The sequence below is a fragment of the Bifidobacterium samirii genome, assembly GCF_003952945.1.
Classification (GTDB): Bacteria; Actinomycetota; Actinomycetes; order Actinomycetales; family Bifidobacteriaceae; genus Bifidobacterium; species Bifidobacterium samirii.
The window spans coordinates 82,352-105,189 of sequence record NZ_QXGK01000001.1 but is presented as its reverse complement, the minus strand read 5'-3'; the positions used below and the strand labels follow the sequence as shown (position 1 = coordinate 105,189).

At 69.0% G+C, this 22,838-nt stretch carries 17 protein-coding genes, 1 tRNA gene and 1 pseudogene; 15 read left to right on the top strand and 4 right to left on the bottom strand.

Translation table 11 applies throughout. From position 1 onward, the window contains the following. The first annotated feature begins 50 nt into the window (after positions 1-50). From fucO to D2E24_RS00325, 12 genes and pseudogenes are all read left to right on the top strand, one after another. Complete coding sequence (gene fucO, locus D2E24_RS00380; RefSeq protein WP_125967350.1) at positions 51-1,202, top strand: lactaldehyde reductase; 1,152 nt, start codon at positions 51-53, stop codon at positions 1,200-1,202. 465 nt (positions 1,203-1,667) lie between these two features. Further along, positions 1,668-2,675 carry a glycosyltransferase family 2 protein gene (locus tag D2E24_RS00375; RefSeq protein WP_125967349.1) on the top strand — a complete coding sequence of 336 codons (1,008 nt, stop codon included), beginning with the start codon at positions 1,668-1,670 and terminating at the stop codon, positions 2,673-2,675. 41 nt (positions 2,676-2,716) lie between these two features. After that, a complete protein-coding gene (locus D2E24_RS00370; protein ID WP_125967348.1) occupies positions 2,717-4,351 on the top strand; it encodes an AI-2E family transporter in 1,635 nt (544 codons plus the stop codon). Beyond that, complete coding sequence (locus tag D2E24_RS00365) at positions 4,351-5,574, top strand: glycosyltransferase family 2 protein (RefSeq protein WP_125967347.1); 1,224 nt, start codon at positions 4,351-4,353, stop codon at positions 5,572-5,574. The genes D2E24_RS00370 and D2E24_RS00365 overlap by 1 nt, the downstream gene beginning before the upstream one ends. Positions 5,575-6,044: 470 nt before the next feature. Then, positions 6,045-7,004 carry an ABC transporter ATP-binding protein gene (locus D2E24_RS00360; RefSeq protein WP_241222792.1) on the top strand — a complete coding sequence of 320 codons (960 nt, stop codon included), beginning with the start codon at positions 6,045-6,047 and terminating at the stop codon, positions 7,002-7,004. Further along, complete coding sequence (locus tag D2E24_RS00355) at positions 7,001-8,677, top strand: ABC transporter permease (protein ID WP_125967346.1); 1,677 nt, start codon at positions 7,001-7,003, stop codon at positions 8,675-8,677. Before D2E24_RS00360 ends, D2E24_RS00355 begins: the two co-directional genes overlap by 4 nt. Positions 8,678-8,949: 272 nt before the next feature. Further along, positions 8,950-10,392 (top strand): D-alanyl-D-alanine carboxypeptidase/D-alanyl-D-alanine-endopeptidase, encoded by a 1,443-nt coding sequence (locus tag D2E24_RS00350; protein ID WP_125967497.1) that lies wholly within the window; start codon positions 8,950-8,952, stop codon positions 10,390-10,392. Positions 10,393-10,433: 41 nt separating this feature from the next. Further along, complete coding sequence (tilS, locus tag D2E24_RS00345; RefSeq protein ID WP_125967345.1) at positions 10,434-11,555, top strand: tRNA lysidine(34) synthetase TilS; 1,122 nt, start codon at positions 10,434-10,436, stop codon at positions 11,553-11,555. After that, a complete protein-coding gene (gene hpt, locus D2E24_RS00340; protein ID WP_125967344.1) occupies positions 11,524-12,087 on the top strand; it encodes a hypoxanthine phosphoribosyltransferase in 564 nt (187 codons plus the stop codon). Before tilS ends, hpt begins: the two co-directional genes overlap by 32 nt. Next, positions 12,084-14,162, top strand: a complete 2,079-nt coding sequence (gene ftsH, locus D2E24_RS00335; protein ID WP_125967343.1) for an ATP-dependent zinc metalloprotease FtsH — start codon at positions 12,084-12,086, stop codon at positions 14,160-14,162. Before hpt ends, ftsH begins: the two co-directional genes overlap by 4 nt. Before the next feature lie 536 nt (positions 14,163-14,698). After that, positions 14,699-15,166 (top strand): annotated as a pseudogene (locus tag D2E24_RS10515) (2-amino-4-hydroxy-6-hydroxymethyldihydropteridine diphosphokinase); the annotation flags it as partial. Then, complete coding sequence (locus D2E24_RS00325) at positions 15,163-15,702, top strand: DUF3180 domain-containing protein (RefSeq protein WP_125967341.1); 540 nt, start codon at positions 15,163-15,165, stop codon at positions 15,700-15,702. The pseudogene D2E24_RS10515 and the gene D2E24_RS00325, both read left to right, overlap by 4 nt. A 67-nt stretch (positions 15,703-15,769) precedes the next feature. On the opposite strand, the gene D2E24_RS00320 is transcribed toward D2E24_RS00325, so the two are convergent. Both D2E24_RS00320 and ettA read right to left on the bottom strand, forming a co-directional pair. Further along, positions 15,770-16,672, bottom strand: coding sequence for an acyl-CoA thioesterase (locus D2E24_RS00320; protein WP_125967340.1), 903 nt, complete (start codon positions 16,670-16,672; stop codon positions 15,770-15,772). A gap of 470 nt (positions 16,673-17,142) precedes the next feature. Further along, entirely contained in the window at positions 17,143-18,822 is a 1,680-nt protein-coding gene (ettA, locus tag D2E24_RS00315) for an energy-dependent translational throttle protein EttA (RefSeq protein WP_125967339.1), read from the bottom strand. Positions 18,823-19,158: 336 nt separating this feature from the next. Between ettA and D2E24_RS00310 the strand changes: the two genes are divergently transcribed. Both D2E24_RS00310 and D2E24_RS00305 read left to right on the top strand, forming a co-directional pair. Further along, a complete protein-coding gene (locus tag D2E24_RS00310) occupies positions 19,159-19,950 on the top strand; it encodes an AzlC family ABC transporter permease (protein ID WP_164520938.1) in 792 nt (263 codons plus the stop codon). Then, positions 19,947-20,279 (top strand): branched-chain amino acid transporter permease, encoded by a 333-nt coding sequence (locus D2E24_RS00305; RefSeq protein ID WP_125967337.1) that lies wholly within the window; start codon positions 19,947-19,949, stop codon positions 20,277-20,279. The genes D2E24_RS00310 and D2E24_RS00305 overlap by 4 nt, the downstream gene beginning before the upstream one ends. A 37-nt stretch (positions 20,280-20,316) precedes the next feature. Here the strand turns inward: D2E24_RS00305 and D2E24_RS00300 are convergent, their stop codons facing one another. Then, positions 20,317-21,120 (bottom strand): SDR family NAD(P)-dependent oxidoreductase, encoded by an 804-nt coding sequence (locus D2E24_RS00300; protein ID WP_125967336.1) that lies wholly within the window; start codon positions 21,118-21,120, stop codon positions 20,317-20,319. Positions 21,121-21,398: 278 nt separating this feature from the next. On the opposite strand from D2E24_RS00300, the gene D2E24_RS00295 reads away from it, so the two are divergent. Continuing rightward, a tRNA-Asp gene (locus tag D2E24_RS00295) sits at positions 21,399-21,475 on the top strand. A 106-nt stretch (positions 21,476-21,581) separates the two neighbouring features. Here the strand turns inward: D2E24_RS00295 and D2E24_RS00290 are convergent. After that, on the bottom strand, positions 21,582-22,733 hold the full coding sequence (locus D2E24_RS00290) for an alpha/beta hydrolase (protein ID WP_125967335.1): 1,152 nt from the start codon (positions 22,731-22,733) through the stop codon (positions 21,582-21,584). Positions 22,734-22,838: the final 105 nt, after the last annotated feature.

The following is a 22,838-nucleotide window of genomic DNA, read 5'->3' as shown; positions in this document are numbered from 1 at the left end:
AAGGCGTAGGGGCGCGAGCCCCGCAGTCACTGTTTCGAAGGAGAACCAGTATGGTCTATCGCATGATCTTCAACCAGACCGCGTATTTCGGCCGCGGCGCCATCCAGGAGATCCCGGGCGTCGCCAAGGCGCACGGCTTCACCAAGGCGTTCATCGTCACCGACCCGGTGCTGCTGGAGACCGGAACCGTCAAGAAGGTCACCGACGTGCTCGACGCGGCCGATATGCCGTACGAGATCTTCGACAACGTCAAGCCGAACCCGCCGGTCGAGTGCATCCAGGACGGCGTCGCCAAGTTCGCCGAATCCGGCGCCGACTTCCTGATCGGCCTGGGCGGCGGTTCCCCGCAGGACACCTGCAAGGGCATCGGCATCATCACCGCCAACCCGGAGTTCGCCGACGTGCTGTCGCTGGAGGGCGTGGCCGACACGAAGAACCCGTCCGTGCCGATCTTCGGCGTGCCGACCACCGCCGGCACCGCTTCCGAGACGACCATCAACTACGTGGTCACCGACACGGCCAACAAGCGCAAGTTCGTGGCCGTCGACCCGCACGACATCCCGATCGTCGCGTTCGTCGACCCGGACCTGACCGACTCGATGCCGCGCGGCCTGAAGGTCGCCACCGGTCTGGACGCCCTGACCCACGCGATCGAGGGCTACATCACGCCGGGCGCGTGGAGCCTGTCCGACTGCCTGTCGATGCAGACGATCCGCATGATTGCCAAGAACCTCGCCAAGTCCGCCGAGGGCGACGTGCCGGCCGGCGAGCAGATGGCGTACGCGTCCTACATCACCGGCATGGCCTACTCGAACGTCGGCCTGGGCCTGGTGCACGGCATGGCGCACCCGCTGGGCGGCCGCCTCAACGTGGCGCACGGCGTCGCCAACGGCATCCTGCTGGCTCCGGTCATGGAGTACAACAAGGAGTACACCGGAGAGAAGTACCGTGACATCGCCGACGCGTTCGGCGTCGAGGGCGCGTACACCGACGACCTGGAGACCGTGCGCGACGCGGCCGTCAAGGCGGTGCACGACCTGACCGTCGAACTGGGCAACCCGACCACCATCTCCGAGGTGGGCGCCACCGAGGCCGACCTGGAGGGCCTGGCCCACGACGCGTTCGCCGACGTGTGCACCCCGGGCAACCCGCGTCAGGCCACCGAGGAGGACATCCTCGCGATCTACAAGTCGCTGATGTGACCGATGCCGCCGGGCCGGCCGGCATGACCGGGGCCTTCGCCTCGGCCCGCCGTCCGGTCCGGCGCATCCGATGATTCCCGCGCGTCCCCCGTTCCGATTCCGGAGCGGGGGACGCCGTTTTGCGTGACCGGAGTCCGAGGATTGGCTGGGTTCTCGGACTTTGGTCACGCAGGTGGGGCGGTTTGCGTGACCGGAGTCCGAGGATCGGCCGTCTACTCGGGCTTTGGTCACGCAGATGGGGCGGTTCGCGTGACTTGATTCCGGGGATTCCCGAGGTTCTCGGACTCCGGTCACGCGGGCCCACCTATTCGCGTGACCTGAGTCCGAGCATCATCTGGGTACTCGGACTCAGGTCACGCACGAGTGCGGGAGCCGGTGGAGGAGGCGCGGGAATCAGGGGAGGAATCGGGGGCGCATGAGGGTTCGGTCCGCGGGAACGGGGCCGCGCCCCGCTATGCTGGAAATATGCTGAATGTTTCGATCGTCATCCCCGCATGGAACGAACAGGAGCGCATCGTCGACTGTCTGAACAACGCGCTCCGGCAGACCGTCGCACCGTATGAGGTGATCGTCGTCGACAACCGGTCGACCGACGACACCGTCGCCGTCGTGGAACGCTACATCGCCGACCATCCCGGCGCGCCGGTCCGACTGCTGCACCAGGACGCCGAACAGGGGCTCATCCCCACCCGCGACTACGGACTGAACGCCGCCACCGGCGACGTGCTCGGCCGCATCGACGCCGACTGCATGCTCAAACCCGACTGGGTGGAGGTCGTCTCCGGCATCTTCACCGGAGATCCGGACGCGATGGGCGCCACCGGACCCGTCATGTACTACGACATGCCCGGCAAGCGCGTCGGCCTGCGCGGCGACGACCACATCCGCCGTCACACGTACCGCGCCGACGGCAACGAGGTGCTGCTGTTCGGCTCGAACATGGCGCTGCGGGCGAGCGCCTGGCACGCCATCGCCGGCGAGGTCTGCCAGGACCGCAGCGACGTGATGCACGAGGACATCGACGTGTCGCTGCACCTGCTGGGCAAGGGCCTGAAGACCGTGTACTCGCAGCGCATGGTGTGCGGCATCTCCGCGCGGCGCATGGACACGTCGTTCCGCTCGTTCCACCGGTACATGAAGCGCTTCCGCAACACGTTCGAGGCGCATCCGAACCATTGGCGCGAGCATCGCTCCGAACGCCGCCTGTACGCGATGTACCCGTGGCTGCACGCGCTCTATCCGGTGTACCAGAAGCTGCTGGCCGTGCAGGACGTCAACCCGGCCGAACAGGTGTGGTTCCGCGAGCAGATGGAGCTGGCGCGCCGCGAGTTCGACCTAGACGCGCGCGCCGGTTCCGATGATGCCGTCGCGTTCGATGAAGCCGCCGCACCCGCCGTCGACGCCGACGCGCCCGCCGCCGACGCGGTGGCAGCGCCGGCCGACGCGCCCGCCGCGGAATCCTCGCAGGAGTGAACACGATCCCGGCCGCGGGCCGGGTACTAGAATGGTGCCTCATGACGCAACAGGACGATCAGAGAATCGATTTCGGCTCGGTGTTCCCCGCGAAGGGCGACCCGCGCAGGCCTCCCGAATGGTGGGGACGGGGATTGCTGTACGTGGTGATCGCCGCGTTCCTGGCGTATTTCGTGTGGAATTCGTGGGGGCGCATCGACGGCATCGTCCTCGACGTGGTGATCTCGCTGTTCATCGCGCTCGCGATCGAGCCGATGGTCGTGGCATTGGTGCGCCACGGCTGGAAGCGCGGCGCGGCGGCCGCGGTGAGCCTCGTATCGCTGGCCGTGGTGGTCGGCGCGCTGTTCACGCTATTCGGCAGCATGTTCGTCCAGCAGATGATCTCGATGGTCAAGGGCATGCCGGCCCTGTACGAGCAGATCCGCGAGGCGGTCGACCAGTACACCACGTTCCGGCTGCCGGAGATCAACGACCTCGGCTTCGAGATCGTCAACAGCATCCAGACGTCGTGGGTGACCGATTTCGCCGGCCAGGCGCTGAGCACCACGATGGGCGCGTTCAGCGCGCTGCTCGACATGCTGACCGTGGTCATGGTCACCTACTATCTGTCGGCGGCCGGCCCGAAGCTGCGCCGTTCGCTGTGCCAGTGGATGGGGCAGACGCAGCAGCGCCGCTTCCTGCTCGCGTGGACGATCGTGCAGGACCAGATCTCCGGCTTCCTGTTCTCCCGGTCGATCCTGGCACTGATCAACGCGGCGTGCACGGCCGTGTTCCTCGAGATCATCCACGTGCCGTACTGGCTGCCGCTGGCCCTGTTCTGCGGCATCGTCTCGCAGTTCATCCCGACGGTCGGCACGTACATCGGCGGCGCGCTGCCGGTCGTGTTCGCCTGGGGGTCGAACGGCGTCGCGTACGCGGTGGGCGTGCTCGTGTTCATCACCGTCTACCAGCAGTTCGAGAACCTGATCCTGTCGCCGAAGATCTCGGAACGCACGATGGACCTCAATCCGGCGGTCGCGTTCCTGTCGGTGCTGGTGTTCGGCTCCGTGTTCGGCGCGCTGGGCGCGTTCCTCGCGCTGCCGGTCACGGCGAGCCTGCAGGCGATCTTCAAGGTGTACACGAAGCGCTACGAGCTGGTCGACTCGCCGCTCATGCGCGACCCGGATCCGACGAGCAAGTCGAAGGTCGTGGAGGGCGCGGAGGCGATCGGCGAGCAGATCAGCCGCATCGGCGAGCACATGCCGCGCGCGGTGCGCGGGTCGAGCGCCCGCGTCAGCGCCAGCGAGGAGCTGCAGCATCTGGCCGAGCAGGTGTACATGACGCCGTCGCACGACGATCCGTCGGCGCCGCAGCACGCGCCGCACATGCCGACGTCGCAGGAACTCGACGACTCGCAGACCGTCGCCATCCCGCAGGGCGTCGCGTTCCCGTCGGTGCGCGCCGACGACGCGCACGCGCCGGCCGGACTGGCCGGTCTGTCCGGCGTCGCCGATCCGGCGGCCGACGGCGGCCATCCGACGGCCGGCGATTCTGCCGCGGACGACGATCATCCGACGTCCGACGATCCTGCGGCACCGTCCTCACCGGCGGCCCCGGCCTCGGCCGCGCGTCCGACGGATGGCGGCGACGCGGCCGCACGCCGCGCATCCGACAATCCGAGGAGCGGCTGGCGCTGATGGTACTGCTGTCGATCCTCGATCTGATGCTCGCGGTCATCGGCGCCGTCGGCATCGGCTATCAGGCGCTGTGCGTCGTGATCTCCCTGTTCGCCAAGCCGGTCACGTTCCCCGACGCGCCGATGGACCGCCATTACGCGGTCCTCATCTCGGCGCGCAACGAGGAGAACGTCATCTCCAACCTCATCGACTGCATCCAGACGCAGACGTACCCGAGCGCTCTCATCGACATATGGCTCGTCGCCGACAACTGCGACGACCACACCGCCGACGTGGCCCGCGCCAAGGGCTGCCACGTCGTCGAACGCTTCAACAAGGAGCTCATCGGCAAGGGGTACGCGCTCACCTACCTGCTCGACCACATGAACGAGACCGGCGCGTCGGACCGCTACGACGCGTTCTTCGTGTTCGACGCGGACAACAAGCTCGACCGCCGCTACTTCGAGGAGATGAACAAGGCGTTCCAGGCAGGCTTCCGCATCCTCACCAGCTACCGCAACTCGGTCAACCTGTCCGACAACTGGGTGTCGAGCGGTTCGGCGCTGTGGTTCATCCGCGAATCGCGCTTCCTGAGCGCCTCGCGCATGTGGCTCGGCAACAGCTGCCACGTGGGCGGCACCGGCTTCATGTTCTCGCGCGAGGTGATGAAGCGCAACAACGGCTGGAAGTTCCACCTGCTCACCGAGGACCTCGAATTCACGATGGACTCGCTGCTGCACGGCGACCGCATCGGCTACTGCGGCACCGCGATCCTGTACGACGAGCAGCCGGTCACGTTCCAGCAGAGCTGGCGTCAGCGCCTGCGCTGGAGCAAGGGCTTCCTGCAGGTGTTCCGCTACTACGGTCCGGCGCTCATCAAACGCGCCGTGCGCGAACGCGACTTCTCCGCCGTCGACTTCACGCTGCTGCTGTGCCCGTTCACCGTGCTCGCCGTGATCCGCGTGATCATGGGCGTCCTGTTCGCCGCGTTCGGATTCGTCACCTGGCAGAGCCAGCTGAGCTGGGCTGGCGGATGGACGTCGAGCCTGGTGACGGCCGTCGTGACGATGATGGCGCTCGCCGCGCTGACGATCATCGTGGAACGCGACCAGATCGGCGCGACGAACAAGGAGCTGTTCGCGTACGTGCTGAGCTTCCCGATCTACATGGCCAGCTACATCCCGATCTCGTTCCAGGCGATCTTCGCCAAGGCCCAGTGGAAGCCCATCGCCCATAAGGGCTGACGTCCGGCGTTCGGCGGAACGCCGGCGCTGCGTCGCAATCCGTTCACGGGCGGGCGCTTCTGTACGGTTTGCGACGCTGGAGACGTGCTTTGCGTCGTAATCCGTTCACGGACTGGGAATCCTGTACGGTTTGCGACGCTCCGGCCGTGCGTTGCGTCGGGATTCGTTTATGAGTTGGGAATCCTGTACGGGTTGCGACGCTGGGGGGCGTGTGTTGCGTCGGGATTCGTATGGGATCGGTGGGTGGTGTGCGGGTTGCGACGGCGCCGGAGACGCCGGCGGGGGCGTCCCGTGGTCGCGCATGGTACGGTGGAGCCATGAGTCTAGACAATGACGATAGAAACGTCGATTTTCCGCCTGATTCCCCGTCCGTATTCCACTCCGATCCGCAGGCCGCCGCGCCGATGATGCCGAGGTCGCCGATGGGGCCGCAGTCGTCGCAGCCTGTTCCGACGACCGCGATGCCTCCGATGACGCCGCAGCCCGCGCCGATGGCCGCCGCGCCGATGGCGCCGTGGCCCGCCGACCCGACCGCCGCCGTCTCCATCCGCGGTCTCGTCAAGCGCTTCGACGGCAAGGTCGCCGTCGACGGGCTGGCGCTCGACATCCCCGTCGGCTCGTTCTATGGTCTGGTCGGCCCCAACGGCGCCGGCAAGACCACCACGCTCAACATGGTCACCGGCATGCTCGTGCCCGACGCCGGCGGTGCGATGATCCTCGGCCGCGACGTGTGGAGCGACGTGAACGCCGCCAAGCGCATGATCGGCGTGATGCCCCAGCCCGAGCAGATCTTCGACCGTCTCACCGGCATGCAGCTGCTCGTCTACGCGGGCATGCTGCGCGGCATGGACCGCGCCGAGACGACCCGCCGCGCCAAGGACCTGCTCGCCGCGTTCGACCTGGCCGAGGCGGCGAACACGATGGTCGCCGACTATTCGGCCGGCATGACCAAGAAGATCTGCCTCGCGTCCGCGATGATCCACAGCCCGCGCATCCTCGTGCTCGACGAACCGTTCGAATCCGTCGACCCGGTCTCCAGCGCCAACCTCAAGGACATCCTCGTCGAATACGCGCGCACCGGCGGCACGGTCATCATCTCGTCGCACGTCATGGCGCTCGTCGAACGCATGTGCACGCATGTGGCGGTCGTCAACGCGGGCCGCGTGTGCGCCGCCGGCACCATCGAGGAGGTCGCCGCCGGCGAGGACCTCGAGGAACGCTTCCTGCAGCTCGTCGGCGGCCGCCACGCCGCCGCCAACCTGTCGTGGCTCGACGGCGGCGCGTCCGATGGTCCCACGCCGGCGGGAGCCCCGGCATCGCCGTCATCCCCGGCACCCGCCCCGTCAGCCCCGTCGGTCCCGGCCGCCCCGTCTGCGCCGGCGTCATCCGCGTCGCATCCGACGCCCGGCATCAGCGGGGACCTGCGATGAGCGCGGCCCTGATCCTCGTGCGCCTGCGCTGGGCGCTGACCTGGGCGGCGCTGCGCAAATCCGTATGGCAGACCGTCGGCTACGTGATCGCGCTGGCGCTCGCCGCCGGCACGGTCATCATGTTCGCCCGCGCGGCGATCGACGTCGGCTCGTTGCCGGCGGAACTGACAATCCCCGACGGTCCGACCCTGCCGCTGCTGGGCGCGGGCGGCCTGCTGCACGTCGGCGTCGTGCTCGCCGGCACGCTCGCCACGGTGTTCATCGCATTCGTGCAGCTGATGCTGCTGGGCGAAGGCTCCACGATGAACCCGCGCAAGTTCGCCCTGTACGGCATCCCCGACCACCGGCTCCAGTTCGGCCTGCTGCTGGCCGGTCTGAGCGGACTGCCGGCGATCTGCGGCGTCCTGTCCCTGCTCGCATGGGCGGGCGCCTACCGGAGGATGGGCGCGGCCGCGGTCGTCGCCGGCGTCGTCGCCGCGCCGGTCGCCGTCCTGACGATGATGAGCATCGCCAAGGCGCTCATCGCCGCCGCGACGACGCTCGTCAACACGCGGCGCGGCCGGAACGTGTTCTACATGGTCACCGTGCTGCTATTCGTCGCCCTGTTCCAGGTGCCGTCGATCGCGCTCAGCGCGGGCATCGACGACGGCATGGACCTCGCCGACGCGATCGCCGGCATGGCGCGCGGCGTGTCCATCCTCGCGTGGACGCCGCTGGGCGCCGCCTACCAGCTGCCGTTCGACGCGGCCGCCGGCGCGTGGGGCGCGCTGGCCGGGCGGCTGGTCCTGCTCGCCGCCACGTGGGTCGCATGCTATCTGATCGGCGTATGGTGTCTGCGCCGCGACCGGCTCACCGCCGGCGCGGGCGGCGGCGCGGTGAAGACCAAGGGCGTGGGCGCGTTCGCGTGGATGCCCGACTCGCCGTCCGGCGCCGTCTCCGCCCGCCTGCTCACGTTCCTGCGCCGCGACCCGAGGCAGGCGATGCTGTTCGCCATGCCGCTGTTCTTCGCCGCGATCTTCGCCTTCCAGGCGCACGCCGTCGGCGAGCCGATGGCGATGTGGGTCGCGCTGCCGTTCTGCGGCTGGGTGATGAGCATCACCGAAAGCAACGGCGTCGCCTACGACGGCCGCGGATTCGCGATGCAGGTCATCTGCGGCGTGGACGGCGTGACCGACCGCATCGGCCGCGTGCGCGTCTACACGGGCATCATCGTCGCCTACATGCTCATCCTGTTCGTCGTGATCGCCGTCGTCACCGGCGACTGGGCGCGCCCGGACCGGCTGCTCATCGGCGCCCTGTGCGCCGCGATCGGCATCGACGCGGGCCTGTGCGGCCTGGGCATGGCCGAGATCACGTCGTGCACGCTCATGTACCCGGTGCCGTCGATGGACAAGCCGTTCTCGTCGCCGCAGGGCCGCGCGCTCGCCCAGGGGTTCTTCCCGCTCATCTACATGATCGGCGGCATCCTGCTGCTCGCACCCACCGGCATCACGGCGCTCGCGATGCTGTTCACCGGCGCGATCTTCGACTGGTACGGGGCGCTGATCCCCGTATCGCTGCTCAACGGCGCGGCCGTCGCGGCGCTCGGGACGTGGCTGGGCGGTAAGCTGTTGGACGCGCGCATGCTGGCGGTCATGAGGAACCTCGAATCGTTCGCGTCGCTGCAGCAGTAGCGGCCCGCCCGGGCCGCCCGGTTCGGGAGGGGCATATGCCGGAGCACGGCGAACACATGGATGACGCGACGATGGAAGGCGCGACGGCGTCCGACGCGATGTCCGGGACGGTGCCGGCCGCCGGCACCGCATCCCCGGACCCGTCATCCCGCGACGTGACGACCGGCGACGACGCACGTTCCGCCGACAGGCCCGCTGACGGCGGTGCGTCATCCGTCGGCGCAGCCGCCTTCGGCCCGGCCGATGACGACGACGTGATCGTGCCGCTGACGATGCCCGGCACGCGGCGCGACCTGCGCCGCCGCGCCGCCAGACGCCGCACGCTGACGATCATCCTGTCGGCGACGCTCGTCGTCGCGCTCGCCGTCGGCTACGCGCTGGGCGACATCGCCGGCATCCTGCCCGGCCCGCTCACCCTCGACCCGGTCGCCCGCCGCGACGTGCCCGCCGCACGCACCGTGCGCGGCGCCGGCATCGTCGCCGAAGCCGACGACGCGGCCGCACCCGACGCGGCCGCCGTCCAACGGCTCGTCGACGCGTTCGGTGCGACCGACGGCGTCGGCGACGACTGGTCCGTCGTCGTCACCGACCGCACCGGCGCGACGCTCGCCTCCCACGCCGCCGACACGCCGCGCGAACCCGCGTCCACGCTCAAGACGCTCACCGCGCTCGCCGCCGCGTCCACGCTCGACATGGGCTCCACGCTCGCCACCGAAACCTACCTGACGCAGGGCACGGCCACCCCCACGCTCACCCTCAAAGGCAACGGCGACATGCTCCTGTCCGCCGGCGAATCCGACCCGAGCCACGTCAACGGCCGCGCCGGACTCGCCACCCTCGCCCGCGACACCGCCACGGCGCTCGCCCAACGCGGCATCGGCACCGTGCGCCTCGTCTACGACGACACGCTGTTCGGCACCGACCGCTACCCGGCCACCGTCGCCGACAACAACCCCGACAATCTGTACTACACGGCCGTCAGCGCGCTCGCCGTCGACGGCGGCCGCCAATGGGGCGGCGCCGAACCCGCCGACCCCGACCTGTTCCACGCCTACCCGACGCTCAGCCAGACGCCCGCCCTCGACGCCGCCGACACGTTCGCCACGCTGCTCGCCGCCGCCGGCATCACCGTGGACGGCAGCCCCGCGTCCGGCAGCGCGCCCGCCGACGCCAGCCCCATCGCCGCCGTCGAATCCGCCACGCTGAGCGAGATCATGGCGTTCACGATGCGCCACTCCGACAACACGCTCGCCGAGGAGTTCGGCCGCCTCACCGCACTCGCCACCGGCGAGGCGAACAGTCCGCAGGGCGGCGTCGCGGCCGTACGCAAGACCCTCACGTCGCTCGGCATCGACCTGACCGGCCTGACCATGGCCGACTGCTCCGGCCTGTCCACCGGGTCGAAGGTGCGCGTTTCCACACTCGCCGCCGTCCAGGCGCGCAACCTCACCGCCGCCGGCGCCGCGGCCGCCGCCGAAGGACTGTCGATCCCCGGCCTCGTCGGCACCGCCGCCACGCGCGCCGTCGCCGACGACACCGCCGGACTGCTGCGCGTCAAGACCGGCAGCCTGGGCGAGGTCACGTCGATGGCCGGCACCGTGACCCGACTGGCCGGCGGCACGCTCGTGTTCGCCGTCGTCGTCAACACGCCCGACGACATGGCCGAGGCGCGAGCCGCCATCGACACGTTCGTCGACGACCTCGCCCGCCTGTAGCCCGGGCCGACTCCGGCGAACCGAGAAGGAAAGGAACAGTCATGGCGTACACGGCCCGGCTGCGCACCGCGATCGGCGGGGTGCGCGCCACGCTCGCCACGCTCGGCATCGACGTGCAGGACCCGCGCTTCCGCACCCACGGCGAGCACGCGCCCGACCCCGACGCGCCGCTCGTCCTCGTCGCCTGCTCCGGCGGCCGCGACTCGATGGCGCTCGCCGCGACCGCGCGCATCGTATGCGCGTCGCTCGGCGTACGCTGCGGCGCCGTCATCATCGACCATGCAATGCAGGACGGGTCCGCCGACGTGGCGCGCGACGCCGCCGACCGCTGCCGTGCGCTCGGCATCGATCCGGTCGTCGTCGACCGCATCGACGTGCCCGCCGACCGCAGGGGAGCGGAGGCGGCCGCCCGCGACGCGCGCTATGCGGCCATCGCGCGCATCGCCGGCCGGCTCGCCGCCGCATGCGTGCTGCTCGCCCACACGCGCGACGACCAGGCCGAAACGGTGCTCATCGGCCTGCTGCGCTCCGGCGGCACCGACGCGCTCGCCGGCATGCCCGCCGTCTTCGCACGCGACGGCGTGCGCTACGCGCGGCCGCTGCTGGAGCGCACGACCCGCGACGACACCACCGGCATCTGCCGCGACCTTGACGTCGCATGGTGGGACGACCCGACCAACGGCGACGCTGCCGACCCCGACGCTGCCGACGACGACGCGTGGCGCGCGCTGCCGTTGCGCTCGCGTATCCGCCAGCGGCTCATCCCGTACCTGCGCGATTTCACCGGCGGCGATATCGCGGCGCATCTGGCCGACGCGTCGCGTTCGCTCAGAGCCGACAAGGCGTACCTCGACGAGATGGCCGACGCGGCGCTGGAACGCGCGCGCGTCGACGCCGCCGGCGACGTGCTGCGACTGTCGGCGAAACGGCTCGCCGCCGAGCATCCCGCCATCCGCAGGCGCGTCATCGCGCACGCGCTGGGCGCCGCCGGCATCGAGGCGAGTGCCCGCCAGATCGAGGCCGTGGAGCGGCTGGCGGCCGACTGGCACGGTCAGGGAGCCGTCTCATTTTCCAGCGGATACTCAGCTTTCCGCCAGAAACACGTCATTCGCGTATGCCAAGATGGTGCGCATGCGAATCGCCGACGTTCAAGATCAGATTGACCACGAACTGGTCAGCAAAGAAGAAATCGACCACAAGATCCACGAGGTTGCGGCCGTCGTGAGCGAGGACTACAAGGACAAGGACCTGCTGCTCCTCGCCGTGCTCAAGGGCGCGGTCAACACGCTGGCCGCCTTCGCGCAGGCCGTCAGCATCCCCGCCCAGATGGACTTCATGAGCCTGTCGAGCTACGGCTCGGGCACCAAGTCGAGCGGCACCGTCACCATCCGTCAGGACCTGTCGACCGACGTGCGCGGCCGCCACATCCTGATCGTCGAGGACATCGTCGACTCCGGCCGCACGCTCGCCTGGCTGGTCGAGGAGCTCAAGCGCCGCGGCGCGGCGTCCGTCGAGATCTTCGCCCTGCTGGAGAAGCCCGCCCGACGCGAAGTCGACGTGGACATCAAGTACCACGGCTACGAGATCCCCGACGAGTTCGTCGTCGGATTCGGCCTCGACTACGACGAACGCTTCCGCAACCTCGACTCGATCGCGGTGCTTCGGCCGGAAGTGTACCAAGGAGCGAATGAATGAACTATACGCAAGGGTCGGGCGGTCCGGGCAATAACCCGAACCCGTTCGGCAATCCCTTCAACCGCGGCGACAACGGCTCCAACCAGTCGGGCCGCGGCGACAACGGCAACGGGCAGAACGGCCCGAAGAAGTTCTGGCAGTCGCCGTGGCTGTGGGGCGCGCTCATCGTGGTGATGGCGCTCGTCTCGTTCCAGCTGTTCGCCGGAACGGGCACGCAGACCATCGACACCAAGGACGGCCTGTCGCTGCTGCAGTCCGGCAACGTCAAGTACGCGCAGATCGTCGACAACACCCAGCAGGTCAAGCTGGAGCTGAACGCCGACTACACCAAGACCGATCCGGAGACGAACCGTCCGCGCAACTACGGCAAGAACGTGCAGTTCTACTACGCGTACGCGCAGAGCGCGCAGATCGTGCAGCTGGTCACCAAGGCCAACCCGGCCAACGGCTGGACCACCACGATGCGCCAGAGCAGCATGTTCAGCTACCTGCTCAGCTCGCTGCTGCCGATCATCCTGCTCGTGGCCCTCTGGTGGCTGCTCATGCGCAACATGGGTAACGGCGGCATGTTCGGCATGGGCGGCAAGAAGAACAGCGGCAAGCTGCTCGAAGGCCAGACCCCCGACACGAAGTTCTCCGACGTGGCCGGCGAGGACGCGGCCGTGCAGGAGGTCGAGGAGATCCGCGACTTCCTCAAGGACCCGTCGCGCTACAAGGCGCTCGGCGCGCGCATCCCGCGCGGCGTGCTCCTGTACGGTCCCCCCGGCACCGGCAAGACGCTGCTCGCCCGCGCGATCGCAGGCGAGGCGGGCGTGCCGTTCTACTCGATGGCCGGCTCCGACTTCGTCGAGATGTTCGTCGGCCTGGGTGCCTCCCGCGTGCGCGAGCTGTTCGACGAGGCCAAGAAGAACGCCCCGGCGATCATCTTCATCGACGAGATCGACGCGGTCGGCCGCAAGCGCGGCTCCGGCATGTCCGGCGGCCACGACGAGCGCGAGCAGACCCTCAACCAGCTGCTCGTCGAGATGGACGGCTTCAACAACGACACGAACCTGATCATCATCGCCGCGACCAACCGACCCGACGTGCTCGACCCGGCGCTGCTGCGCCCGGGCCGCTTCGACCGCCAGGTCGCCGTCGAGGCGCCGGACCTGGAAGGCCGCGAGGCGATCCTCAAGGTCCACGCCAAGGGCAAGCCGTTCGTGCCGGACGTCGACCTGCACACGGTCGCCGTGCGCACCCCCGGCTTCACCGGCGCCGACCTGTCCAACGTGCTCAACGAGGCCGCGCTGCTGTGCGCCCGCGCCGGCGCCCAGCTCATCGACAACCGCGCCATCGACGAGGCCATCGACCGCGTCCAGTCCGGCCCCAAGCGCCGCTCGAAGGGCATGGCGCTCGAGGAGCTGCGCAACACCGCCTACCATGAAGGCGGCCACGCGCTCGTCGCCGCCGCGATGAACGACACCGACCCGGTCACCAAGGTCACGATCCTGCCGCGAGGCCGCGCGCTCGGCTACACGGCCGTCATGCCCACGTCCGACCGCTACTCGATGTCGCGCAACCAGCTGCTCGACCAGATGGCGTACGCGATGGGCGGCCGCACCGCCGAGGAGATCGTCTTCCACGATCCGACCACCGGCGCGTCCAACGACATCGAGAAGGCGACCAACATCGCCCGCACGATGGTCATGGAATACGGCTTCTCGTCCACGCTCGGCGCGATCAAGTGGTCCGAAGGCGAGGAGGGCGGCATGGAGGGCGCGATGGCCCGCCAATTCTCCGAACGCACCGCCCAGCAGATCGACGACGAGGTGCTCAAGCTCGTCGAGACCGCGCACACCGAGGCGTGGAACGTCATCAACGAGAACCGCGACGTGCTCGACGAGCTCGTGCGCCAGCTGCTCGTCAAGGAAACGCTCAACGAGAAGGAGCTCGCCGAGATCTTCGCCAACGTGAAGAAGGCGCCCAAGCGCCCGGTGTGGCTCTCCGACGAGCGCCGTCCCGACTCGGACAAGCCGCCGGTCGAGATCCCCGAGTCGCTGCGCCGGTCCGCGGGCATGAAGACCGGCGAGTGACCGAATGACCGAGTGACGGCGGATTCCCGCGGCGCGGGCTTCGCGTTCGCGGGGAGCATCGGCTCATCGAGGTGAGGGGCATGCCAGTGCATGGCGTGCCCCTCACGTCGTGAAGGGCGTCCGATACGAGTCTTACAGGAGGAATCATGGACATTCGCGGCGCGAACGTGACGCTGCGCATCGGCGGCGACGGCGACGGCGGACTCGACGAGGCGACGGCGGCCGCGCTGGCCGGCCGGCTGCACGTCGACGTCATCGTGCACTGCGACGATCCGGCCGTCGAGACGCTGCTCGCCGGCATGGACGTGACGGTGAGCGTGGAACCGGCGTCGGACGGCGGTGCCGCGGTCGGGGAAGGCGCGAACGCGGCGTTCCCGACGGTCGTGGAACAAGGTGTGAAACAGTGTGGTGACCGTGAAGCGGCACGGGATGCGGAGTCGAACGGCGGTGTGCCCGGCAGCGCGTCTGACGGCACGTCGGGCGAGATGGCCGGCCACAACGCCGGCGACATCGTCGGCGTCGATACCGACGCGTTCCGCACGGCGATCATCTCGATGGACACCACGTCCGCCGACGCCGAAACGCGCTTCCGCACCGCCATCGTCGCCATCGACGGCATCGTCGGCAACCAGGTCGACGGCATCTCGCCGCTCTACCATGTCAGCCGCTTCGACCGGCCCGACGCGATGGCCGCCGTCATCCAGATCACCACACGGCTCGACGCGCGCACGCTCATCGCCGCGCTCGGCGACGTGGAGGCGGCCGTCGGCGGCGGACTCGACCTCGACCTCGTCGACATGCCCGGCGTGCACGCCGACGACCCCGACTGCCGCGTGCCGTGGCCGTCCGCGCGCACCCGCGCCGCCGTGCTCGCCCCCTGGCTCGACATGGACCCCGACGCGCGGCTCGACGGCGACCCCGTGTCGTTCCTGCTCGCGATGGCGCCCGACGCCGCGCAGGTCGGCATGCTGTCCGACAACTGGATCATCGGAGGCACGCTATGAGCGCCCATCGCACCCCCTGGTGGCAGTACGTGCTCGCCATGCTCGCCGGACTGGTCGGCGGCATGATGGCCGCCACCTACGACGAACGCTCCGGTGCCGGCGTGCTCGGCGCGCCCTGGTTCGTGTCCGCGCTGCTGCTCGCACTCGGCGTCACCGTGCTCGTGCTCGCCCTGCAGGTGCACCGCTACACGACCACCGACCCGCGCAAACGCGCCGAACTCAAACCCCTCGACCCGCAGAAGGCCGTGTCGACGCTCGTGCTCGCCAAGGCGCTCGGACTCGCCGGCGCGGCGCTCGTCGGCTGGTACGGCGGGCAGATCCTGCTGAGCGTGGCTCATTTCGAGGCCGAGTACTACCGACAGGCCGTCATCGAATGCGCGGTCGCCGCCGTCGTATGCCTGATCGACATGGTCATCGGCATCGTGGGGGAGTGGCTGTGCCAGCTGCCCCCGATGGACGGCCCCGAAAGCACCGCCGCCAAGACGCGCGGCCGGCGCCGCAACATGGCGCAGGCCACCGCCAAGACCAGCCACTGAACTCGCTGCGGCCTGGCATCGGCCGGGTGCGACATCGACGTCGCACCCGGCCGATGCGTGGTCCCGATCACGCCTGGGGGACGCGGATCATCGCCTCCTGGGACATCGCGGCGACCAGTTCGCCGGTGCGCGCGTACACCTTCGCGGTGGCCAGGCCCCGCCCGTGCGCGGCGGTCGGCGTATCCTGCACGTACAGATGCCACTGGGTGACGTCCACGTCGCGGTACCACCACATCGAATGGTCGATCGACGCGTACGAGATGCCCGGCGTGGCGATGCTCAATCCGGCGCGGCGCAGCACCGGCTCCATCATCACCTGGTCGCAGCCGAGCGCCAGCATCGCACGATGCAGTGTCTGCGACGCGTCCGGCAGTTCGCCGTCGGCGCGCATCCACACCATCTGGCGGCCCGAATCATGGCCGGCGCTCTGCACATCCGGCCGCAGCATGATCGTCGGCGTCACATGGCGGATGTCGAACGGGGAACGCTTCGCATAGTATTCGGCGAACGGCGACTTCGCGGCGAACGGGGCCATCAGGTCCTTCGCGGCCGTCAGCGACTCCGGATCGGGCACATCCGTCGGCATCGGATCGGCGAACTCGACGCCCGACTGGCCGTCCTGCTGGAAGCTGGCGATCGCGGTCAGGATCGCGCCGTCCGCCTGCGTCACGTTGACGCGGCGCGCCGAGAACGAACGGCCGTCGCGCAGCGTCTCCACGTCGAACAGCAGATCCTGACGGATGTCGCCCATCGCGATGAAATAGCCGTGGATCGAATGCGGCAGCCGGCCCTGCGGCACCGTTTTCGCCGCCGCGATCAGCGACTGGGCGATCACCTGGCCGCCGTAGACGCGGCCCGTGGGGAAGTACATGCTCTCGCCGTTCAGATACGTGTGTCCGCGGTGCTCGGACGGCTCGCCCAGCTCCAGCACCTTCACCAGCCGCTCCAGCGGCGTCGACTCCGTTGCCATATCGCATCCTTTCTCGTGCCGGTCCCGGCCTGCATCCTGCGCCTGCGGCGCGCCTCTTCCGTGTGTGTCGCCGCCGGCCGTCGGCTGCGCGTCGTCGGTGCGGCCGGTTCGCCCAGTAGCCTATCGCCCCCGTGTTACAACCACGATGATGGGCGTGACGACGGGCATGACGACGATCCACGGCGCGGACTCTGCGTCGCAATCCGTAAGGGAAACGTCGGTCGTATGCAGACGGCGACGCAACCGGGGCTGTTTGCGTCGCAACCTGTATGTGGAATCCGGATGGTGTGCGGATTGCGACGCGAACGGGACTGTCGGCGTCGCAATCGGTGATCGGAACGCCGGATGTATACGAATGACGACGCGAAACGGGGACAGGTGCCGGCGGCGGATATGCGAAAGGCCCGTCCCCTCGGCCGGATACGGCCGGAAGGAACGGGCCCCTTACTGATCGCGTGCGTCGGAACCGATCAGACGCGGGTCAGCTTACGGTGCAGACGATGCGGCTTGGAGGCCTCCTCGCCCAGACGCGCGATCTTGTTCTCCTGATACGCCTGGAAGTTGCCCTCGAACCAGTACCAGTTGGCCGGGTTCTCGTCATCGCCCTCCCACGCGAGGATGTGCGTGGCGACGCGGTCGAGGAACCAACGGTCGTGGGAGACGACCACGGCGCAGCCCGGGAACTCGATGAGCGCGTTCTCCAGGCTCTCCAGCGTCTCGACGTCCAGATCGTTGGTCGGCTCGTCGAGCAGCAGCAGGTTGCCGCCCTGCTTGAGGGTCAGCGCCAGGTTCAGACGGTTGCGCTCGCCGCCGGAGAGCACGCCCGTCAGCTTCTGCTGGTCGGAGCCCTTGAAGCCGAAGCTCGCCACATAGGCGCGGGTCGGCACCTCGACGCCGCCCACCTCGATGAAGTCAAGACCGCCGGAGACCGCCTCCCACAGGTTCTTGTTCGGATCGAGGCCCTCGCGGCCCTGATCGACGTAGCTGATCTTCACCGTCTCACCGATGTTCAGCTCGCCGCCCGACAGCGGCTCCAGGCCGACGATCGTCTTGAACAGCGTCGACTTGCCCACGCCGTTCGGGCCGATGACGCCCACGATGCCGTTGCGCGGCAGCGAGAACGACAGGTCGTCGATGAGCACGCGGTCGCCGAACGCCTTGTGGATGTGCTTCGCCTCCAGAACGGTCGAACCCAGACGCGGGCCGGCCGGGATCTGGATCTCGGAGAAGTCGAGCTTCTTGTTGTTCCTGGCCTCGGCCTCCATCTGGTCGTAGCGCTCCAGACGCGCCTTGTTCTTCGCCTGACGGGCCTTCGGCGAGGAGCGCACCCACTCCAGCTCGTTCTTGAGGCGCTTGGCGAGCTTGGCGTCCTTGGCGCCCTGGATCTCCATACGCTTCGCCTTGGTCTCCAGATACGTGGTGTAGTTGCCCTTGTACGGGTACAGCTGGCCGCGGTCCACCTCGCAGATCCACTCGGCCACGTTGTCCATGAAGTAACGGTCGTGGGTGACCGCGATCACGGCGCCCGGATACTGGTGCAGGAACTTCTCCAGCCACAGGATCGACTCGGCGTCCAGATGGTTGGTGGGCTCGTCGAGCAGCAGCAGGTCCGGAGCCTCGAGCAGCAGCTTGCACAGCGCCACGCGACGGCGCTCGCCGCCGGAGCACACGTTGACCGGCGTGTCCGGATCCGGGCACTGCAGCGCGTCCATCGCCTGCTCGAGCTGCGAGTCGAGATCCCAGCCGTTGGCGGCGTCGATGTCGTTCTGCAGCTTGCCCATCTCGTCCATCAGCGCGTCGAAGTCGGCGTCCGGGTTCGCCATCTCCTCGCCGATCTCGTTGAAGCGGGCGACCTTCTGCGCGATCTCGCCGAACGCCATCTTGATGTTCTCGCCCACGGTCTTGGTGTCGTCCAGCGGCGGCTCCTGCTGCAGGATGCCGACGGTGAAGCCCGGGGTGACGTACGCCTCGCCGTTGCTCACGGTTTCCAGGCCGGCCATGATCTTGAGCAGCGTGGACTTGCCCATGCCGTTGGGGCCCACGACGCCGATCTTCGCGCCGGGCAGGAAGCTGAGCGTCACGTCGTTGAGGATCACACGGTCGCCGTACGACTTACGGGCCTTGATCATCTGATATACGAATTCCGCCATTGGTTGAATGCTCTCCTTAAGAAGGGTTGGAATTGCGCGGTTTTCAGTCTGTCTGCGTCCGTTCGGCCGGGTGGGGCGCGATGACGCCCGCCGCGGGCGTCCCGCGCGCGTATGCAGGCCGTGTCCGGGCCGAACTACCGCCCACCATGGTACAGGAGGCCCCGGAATGACGGGCCTCGTTGCGCCGTCGGCGACGCGCGGCCGCGCGCATCCGACGACGGCCCGGCGCGCCCGTCTCGCGGTGCGACCCGCCGCGGCGGACATCGGCGCCGGCGCAATACACTCGACCGGGGTGATCGTGACGTACGGAAGGATGAAAGGGGCATCATGGGCGGGATGAATCATGGAAGGGCCGCCGGCCGGCGCGCGCGCATCGTCGGTGCGCTGCGTGCGGCGTTCCCGCTGACCGTGCCGATCGCGCTCGGCTTCCTGTTCCTCGGCTGCTCGTACGGCGTGCTCATGGGCGTCAAGGGGTTCTCGTTCATGTGGCCGATGTGCATGAGCGTGGCGATCTTCGCCGGGTCGATGGAGTTCGTGACCGTCAACCTGCTGCTGTCCGCGTTCAACCCGCTCGCCGGCTTCCTGCTCGCGCTCATGGTCAACGCGCGCCACCTGTTCTACGGCCTGTCGATGCTGCGCGCGTTCCGCGGGCTCGGCTGGAAGCGCCCGTATCTGATCTACGGCATGTGCGACGAGACGTTCGCGATCAACTCGTCGACGCGCGTGCCCGGCGGCGTCGACCGCGGATGGTTCTACCTGTGGGTCACGCTGCTCAACCAGTCGTACTGGGTGGCGGGCGCCACGATCGGCGGCCTCGTCGGCTCGAACCTGCCGTTCGACACCGAAGGCCTCGACTTCGTGCTCACCGCGCTGTTCCTGGTGATCTTCCTCGACCAGTGGCACGGCGCCGGGCGCACCGGCCGCGAGGCCGCGCTGATCGGCGTGCTCGCGTCCGTCGCCTGTCTGGCGGTCTTCGGTGCGGATGGGTTCATGGTGCCGGCGATGGCGACGATGCTCGTCCTGTTCGTTGTGCTGCGGCCGCGGCTCGACGTGCGCGCCGGCGCGTCGGCGAGTGCCGACGCCGGCGATAATGCCGGCGATTCCGCGGATAAGGAGGGTTCCCGATGACGATGAGCGTCCTGCAGGGCGTGCTGACGGTCGCCGCGGTGGCGGCCGGCACGCTGCTCACCCGCTTCCTGCCGTTCCTGGTGTTCCCCGAGTCGAAGGAGCCTCCGCGCTTCATCGACTACATCGGCCGCGTGCTCCCGTACGCGATGACCGGCCTGCTGGTCGTCTACTCGCTGCGCAACGTCACACCGACCGCCGGCGACCACGGTCTGCCGGAGCTGATCGCCTGCGCCGCGATCGTGCTCCTGCACCGCTGGCGTCGCAGCATGATGCTCTCGATCGCCGGCGGCACGATCCTTTACATGATCCTCGTCCAACTGGTCTTCTGACCGGCGGGCGGTAGGCGTCATCGGGCATCGCCGGGCGTCAGCGCCGCGGCCGGCCGCCGTTCATCCGCGCGGCGATGCGGCGGGTGAACGCGCGCGGCAGCAGCCGCTCGGCGAGCGCCCCCGCGCGCGTGAGCGGCCCGTGGTAGGCGAGGACGGCGCCGGCGTTCATCCGACGGAACGCGTATCGCGCGAGGTCGCGGGCGGTGGCGGGGCGGGTCATCGTGAAGAAGTTGCGGCCGGACATGCGCGCCGCCTCGGCGAATCCGGTGGTGGTGGGACCGGGGCAGACGCAGGTGACGCTCACGCCGGTGCCGCGCAGCTCGTGGGCGAGCGCCTCGGACAGGGATCGGACGAACGCCTTGGTCGCGAAGTAGGTCGCCATGTAGGGGCCGGCCATCATCGAGGCGACGGACGCGATGTTGAGGATGCGGCCGCGGCCGGCGTCGCGCATGTCGTGCCCGTACAGGTGGCACAGGTGGGCGAGCGTCTCCATGTTGAGGCGCATCATGCGCTGTTGGCGGTCCCAGTCGGCGTCGAGGTAGTCGGTCCAGTCGGCGAATCCGGCGTTGTTGACGAGCGTGTCGACGTCGCGGCCGCGGCTGCGCGTCCATTCGTGCAGGCGTGCGGCCGCGTCCGGTTCGCTCAGGTCGATGGCGATGACGTCGACGTGGACGCCGCGTCCGTCGCGTTCGCCGCATTCGCGTTCGATGACGGCGCGGACCGCATCGAGCCGGCTGCGGCTGCGGGCGGCGAGGATGAGGTCGTGGCCGTCGCGGGCGAGCAGCAGCGCCAGTTCGCGGCCGATGCCGCTGGATGCGCCGGTGACGAGTGCGTATGCCATGGTCGTTCCTTCCATGATGATGGGCCGGCGGCGTCGGTGCCGGTGGCCGGTCGGTCCGGCCGATTCGTCGTCTGATGCCATCCTAGTCGCGGACGGATGTGGTCGGATACGGGCGGATATGGGCGGAATGGTCGCTGCATTGCCCGATGGCCGACTTGCGAGGTACGTGGTTGATGAGGCGGAAATCGTTGGAAACTAAGGCGACACGCCGTGACTTGCATTCGTGGTGGTTTCGCGTATTATTTCATTTCGTTGCCTCACGGAAGTGAGAGAACAACGGCCGCGTAGCTCAGTTGGTTAGAGCGCCGCCCTGTCACGGCGGAGGTCGCCGGTTCAAGTCCGGTCGTGGTCGCCACCAAGACTCCCGATGGATTCCATCGGGAGTCTTTTTCGTTGCTCGTTCGGAGAACAGCCGAAGGCCGCCGGCATGTCGCCATGCCGGCGGCCTTGCCGTTTCCGGATCAGCAGCGGTCGTAGGAGAAGCAGCGGATGTCGTCGAGGGCGCGCTGGCTCTCATCGAGCCACGTCATGCCGACGGGGTAGACGTGGCCGAGCGTCTCGTGGCGGCCGGGCTTCACGTCGGACAGTTCGAAGTCGGCGCCCTTGCGCGACAGTGCGGCGCACAGGCCGAGCGCGTCCGCCTCCAGGAAGTCGTCGCCGGCGGTCAGGACGAACAGCGGCGGCAGGTCCGCGTTGGCGACGATGCCCTCGGCGGTCAGCCACGTCGGATCGGCGTCGTCCAGACCGTCGAAGAACGATTCGCCGAGCATCGCCTCGAGCATGGTCCGCTTCGCCGGATCGTAGCCGACGCCGCCGAACCCGGCCGCGCGCGCCGCGTCGGGGGAGGCGAGCGAGTACACGCCGCACACGAGCGCCCCGCCCTTGAACCCGATGCCCGACGGCTTCTCCACGCCGAACGCGCGCGCCGCATCCGCGTTCGCCTCGATCGCCAGCGTGAGCAGGGCGAGCGCGCCGCCGGCCGAATCGCCGGTCACGAACACCGCGTCCGGGTTCACCGGATACTCACCCAGATGGTCGCGCAGCCAGCGCAATGCCGCCTGCACGTCGGCCAGCTGGCCCTTGAGACCGGTCTGCGGCGCGGGACGGTAGTTGAGCGACGCGACCGCGAAGCCGCGCGCCGCCAGATGCGTGTTGAAGTTGCGGTTGAGCTCCTTGTACCCGTACGTGAACCCGCCGCCGTGGATGTCGATGTAGACGGGCGTGGTGTGCCCGCCGCGCACGACCGCCTCATGCGGCAGGTAGATGTCGAGCAGATGGCCGCGGCATTGGCCCGCCTCGCGGTCGTAGCCGCCGTCGGGCAGGTAGGGGATGTCGCAGATCGCGTCGACGGATTCGGGATCGTGCCAGTATTCGCTGCGCGGCAGGTCGAACAGGGCCGTGTCGTAGCGGTTGCGGCGGAAGCGTTCCGCCGTCGCCTCGTCCAGTCCGTCCAGGTCGGCGTCGATCTCGGTCCAGCGTTCGAACCGCTCCTTCAGCACCGGGTCGATCGGCCGCGCCGCGCCGCCGCCGGCCGCGCCCGCCGCGTCGATCCCGTCGTCGTGGGCGTCGCCGCCCGTTCTGCCGTGTCCTTCAGCCGTGGTGATGGCCGCCATCGTCGCCGCCTTTCGCATCGTCGTCGATCAATCGTCGCCACCATGATAGGCCGCGCGCCGGCGCGACATGTGCGCCGCACGCGGGCGTGCGTGGCGGACGGTTGG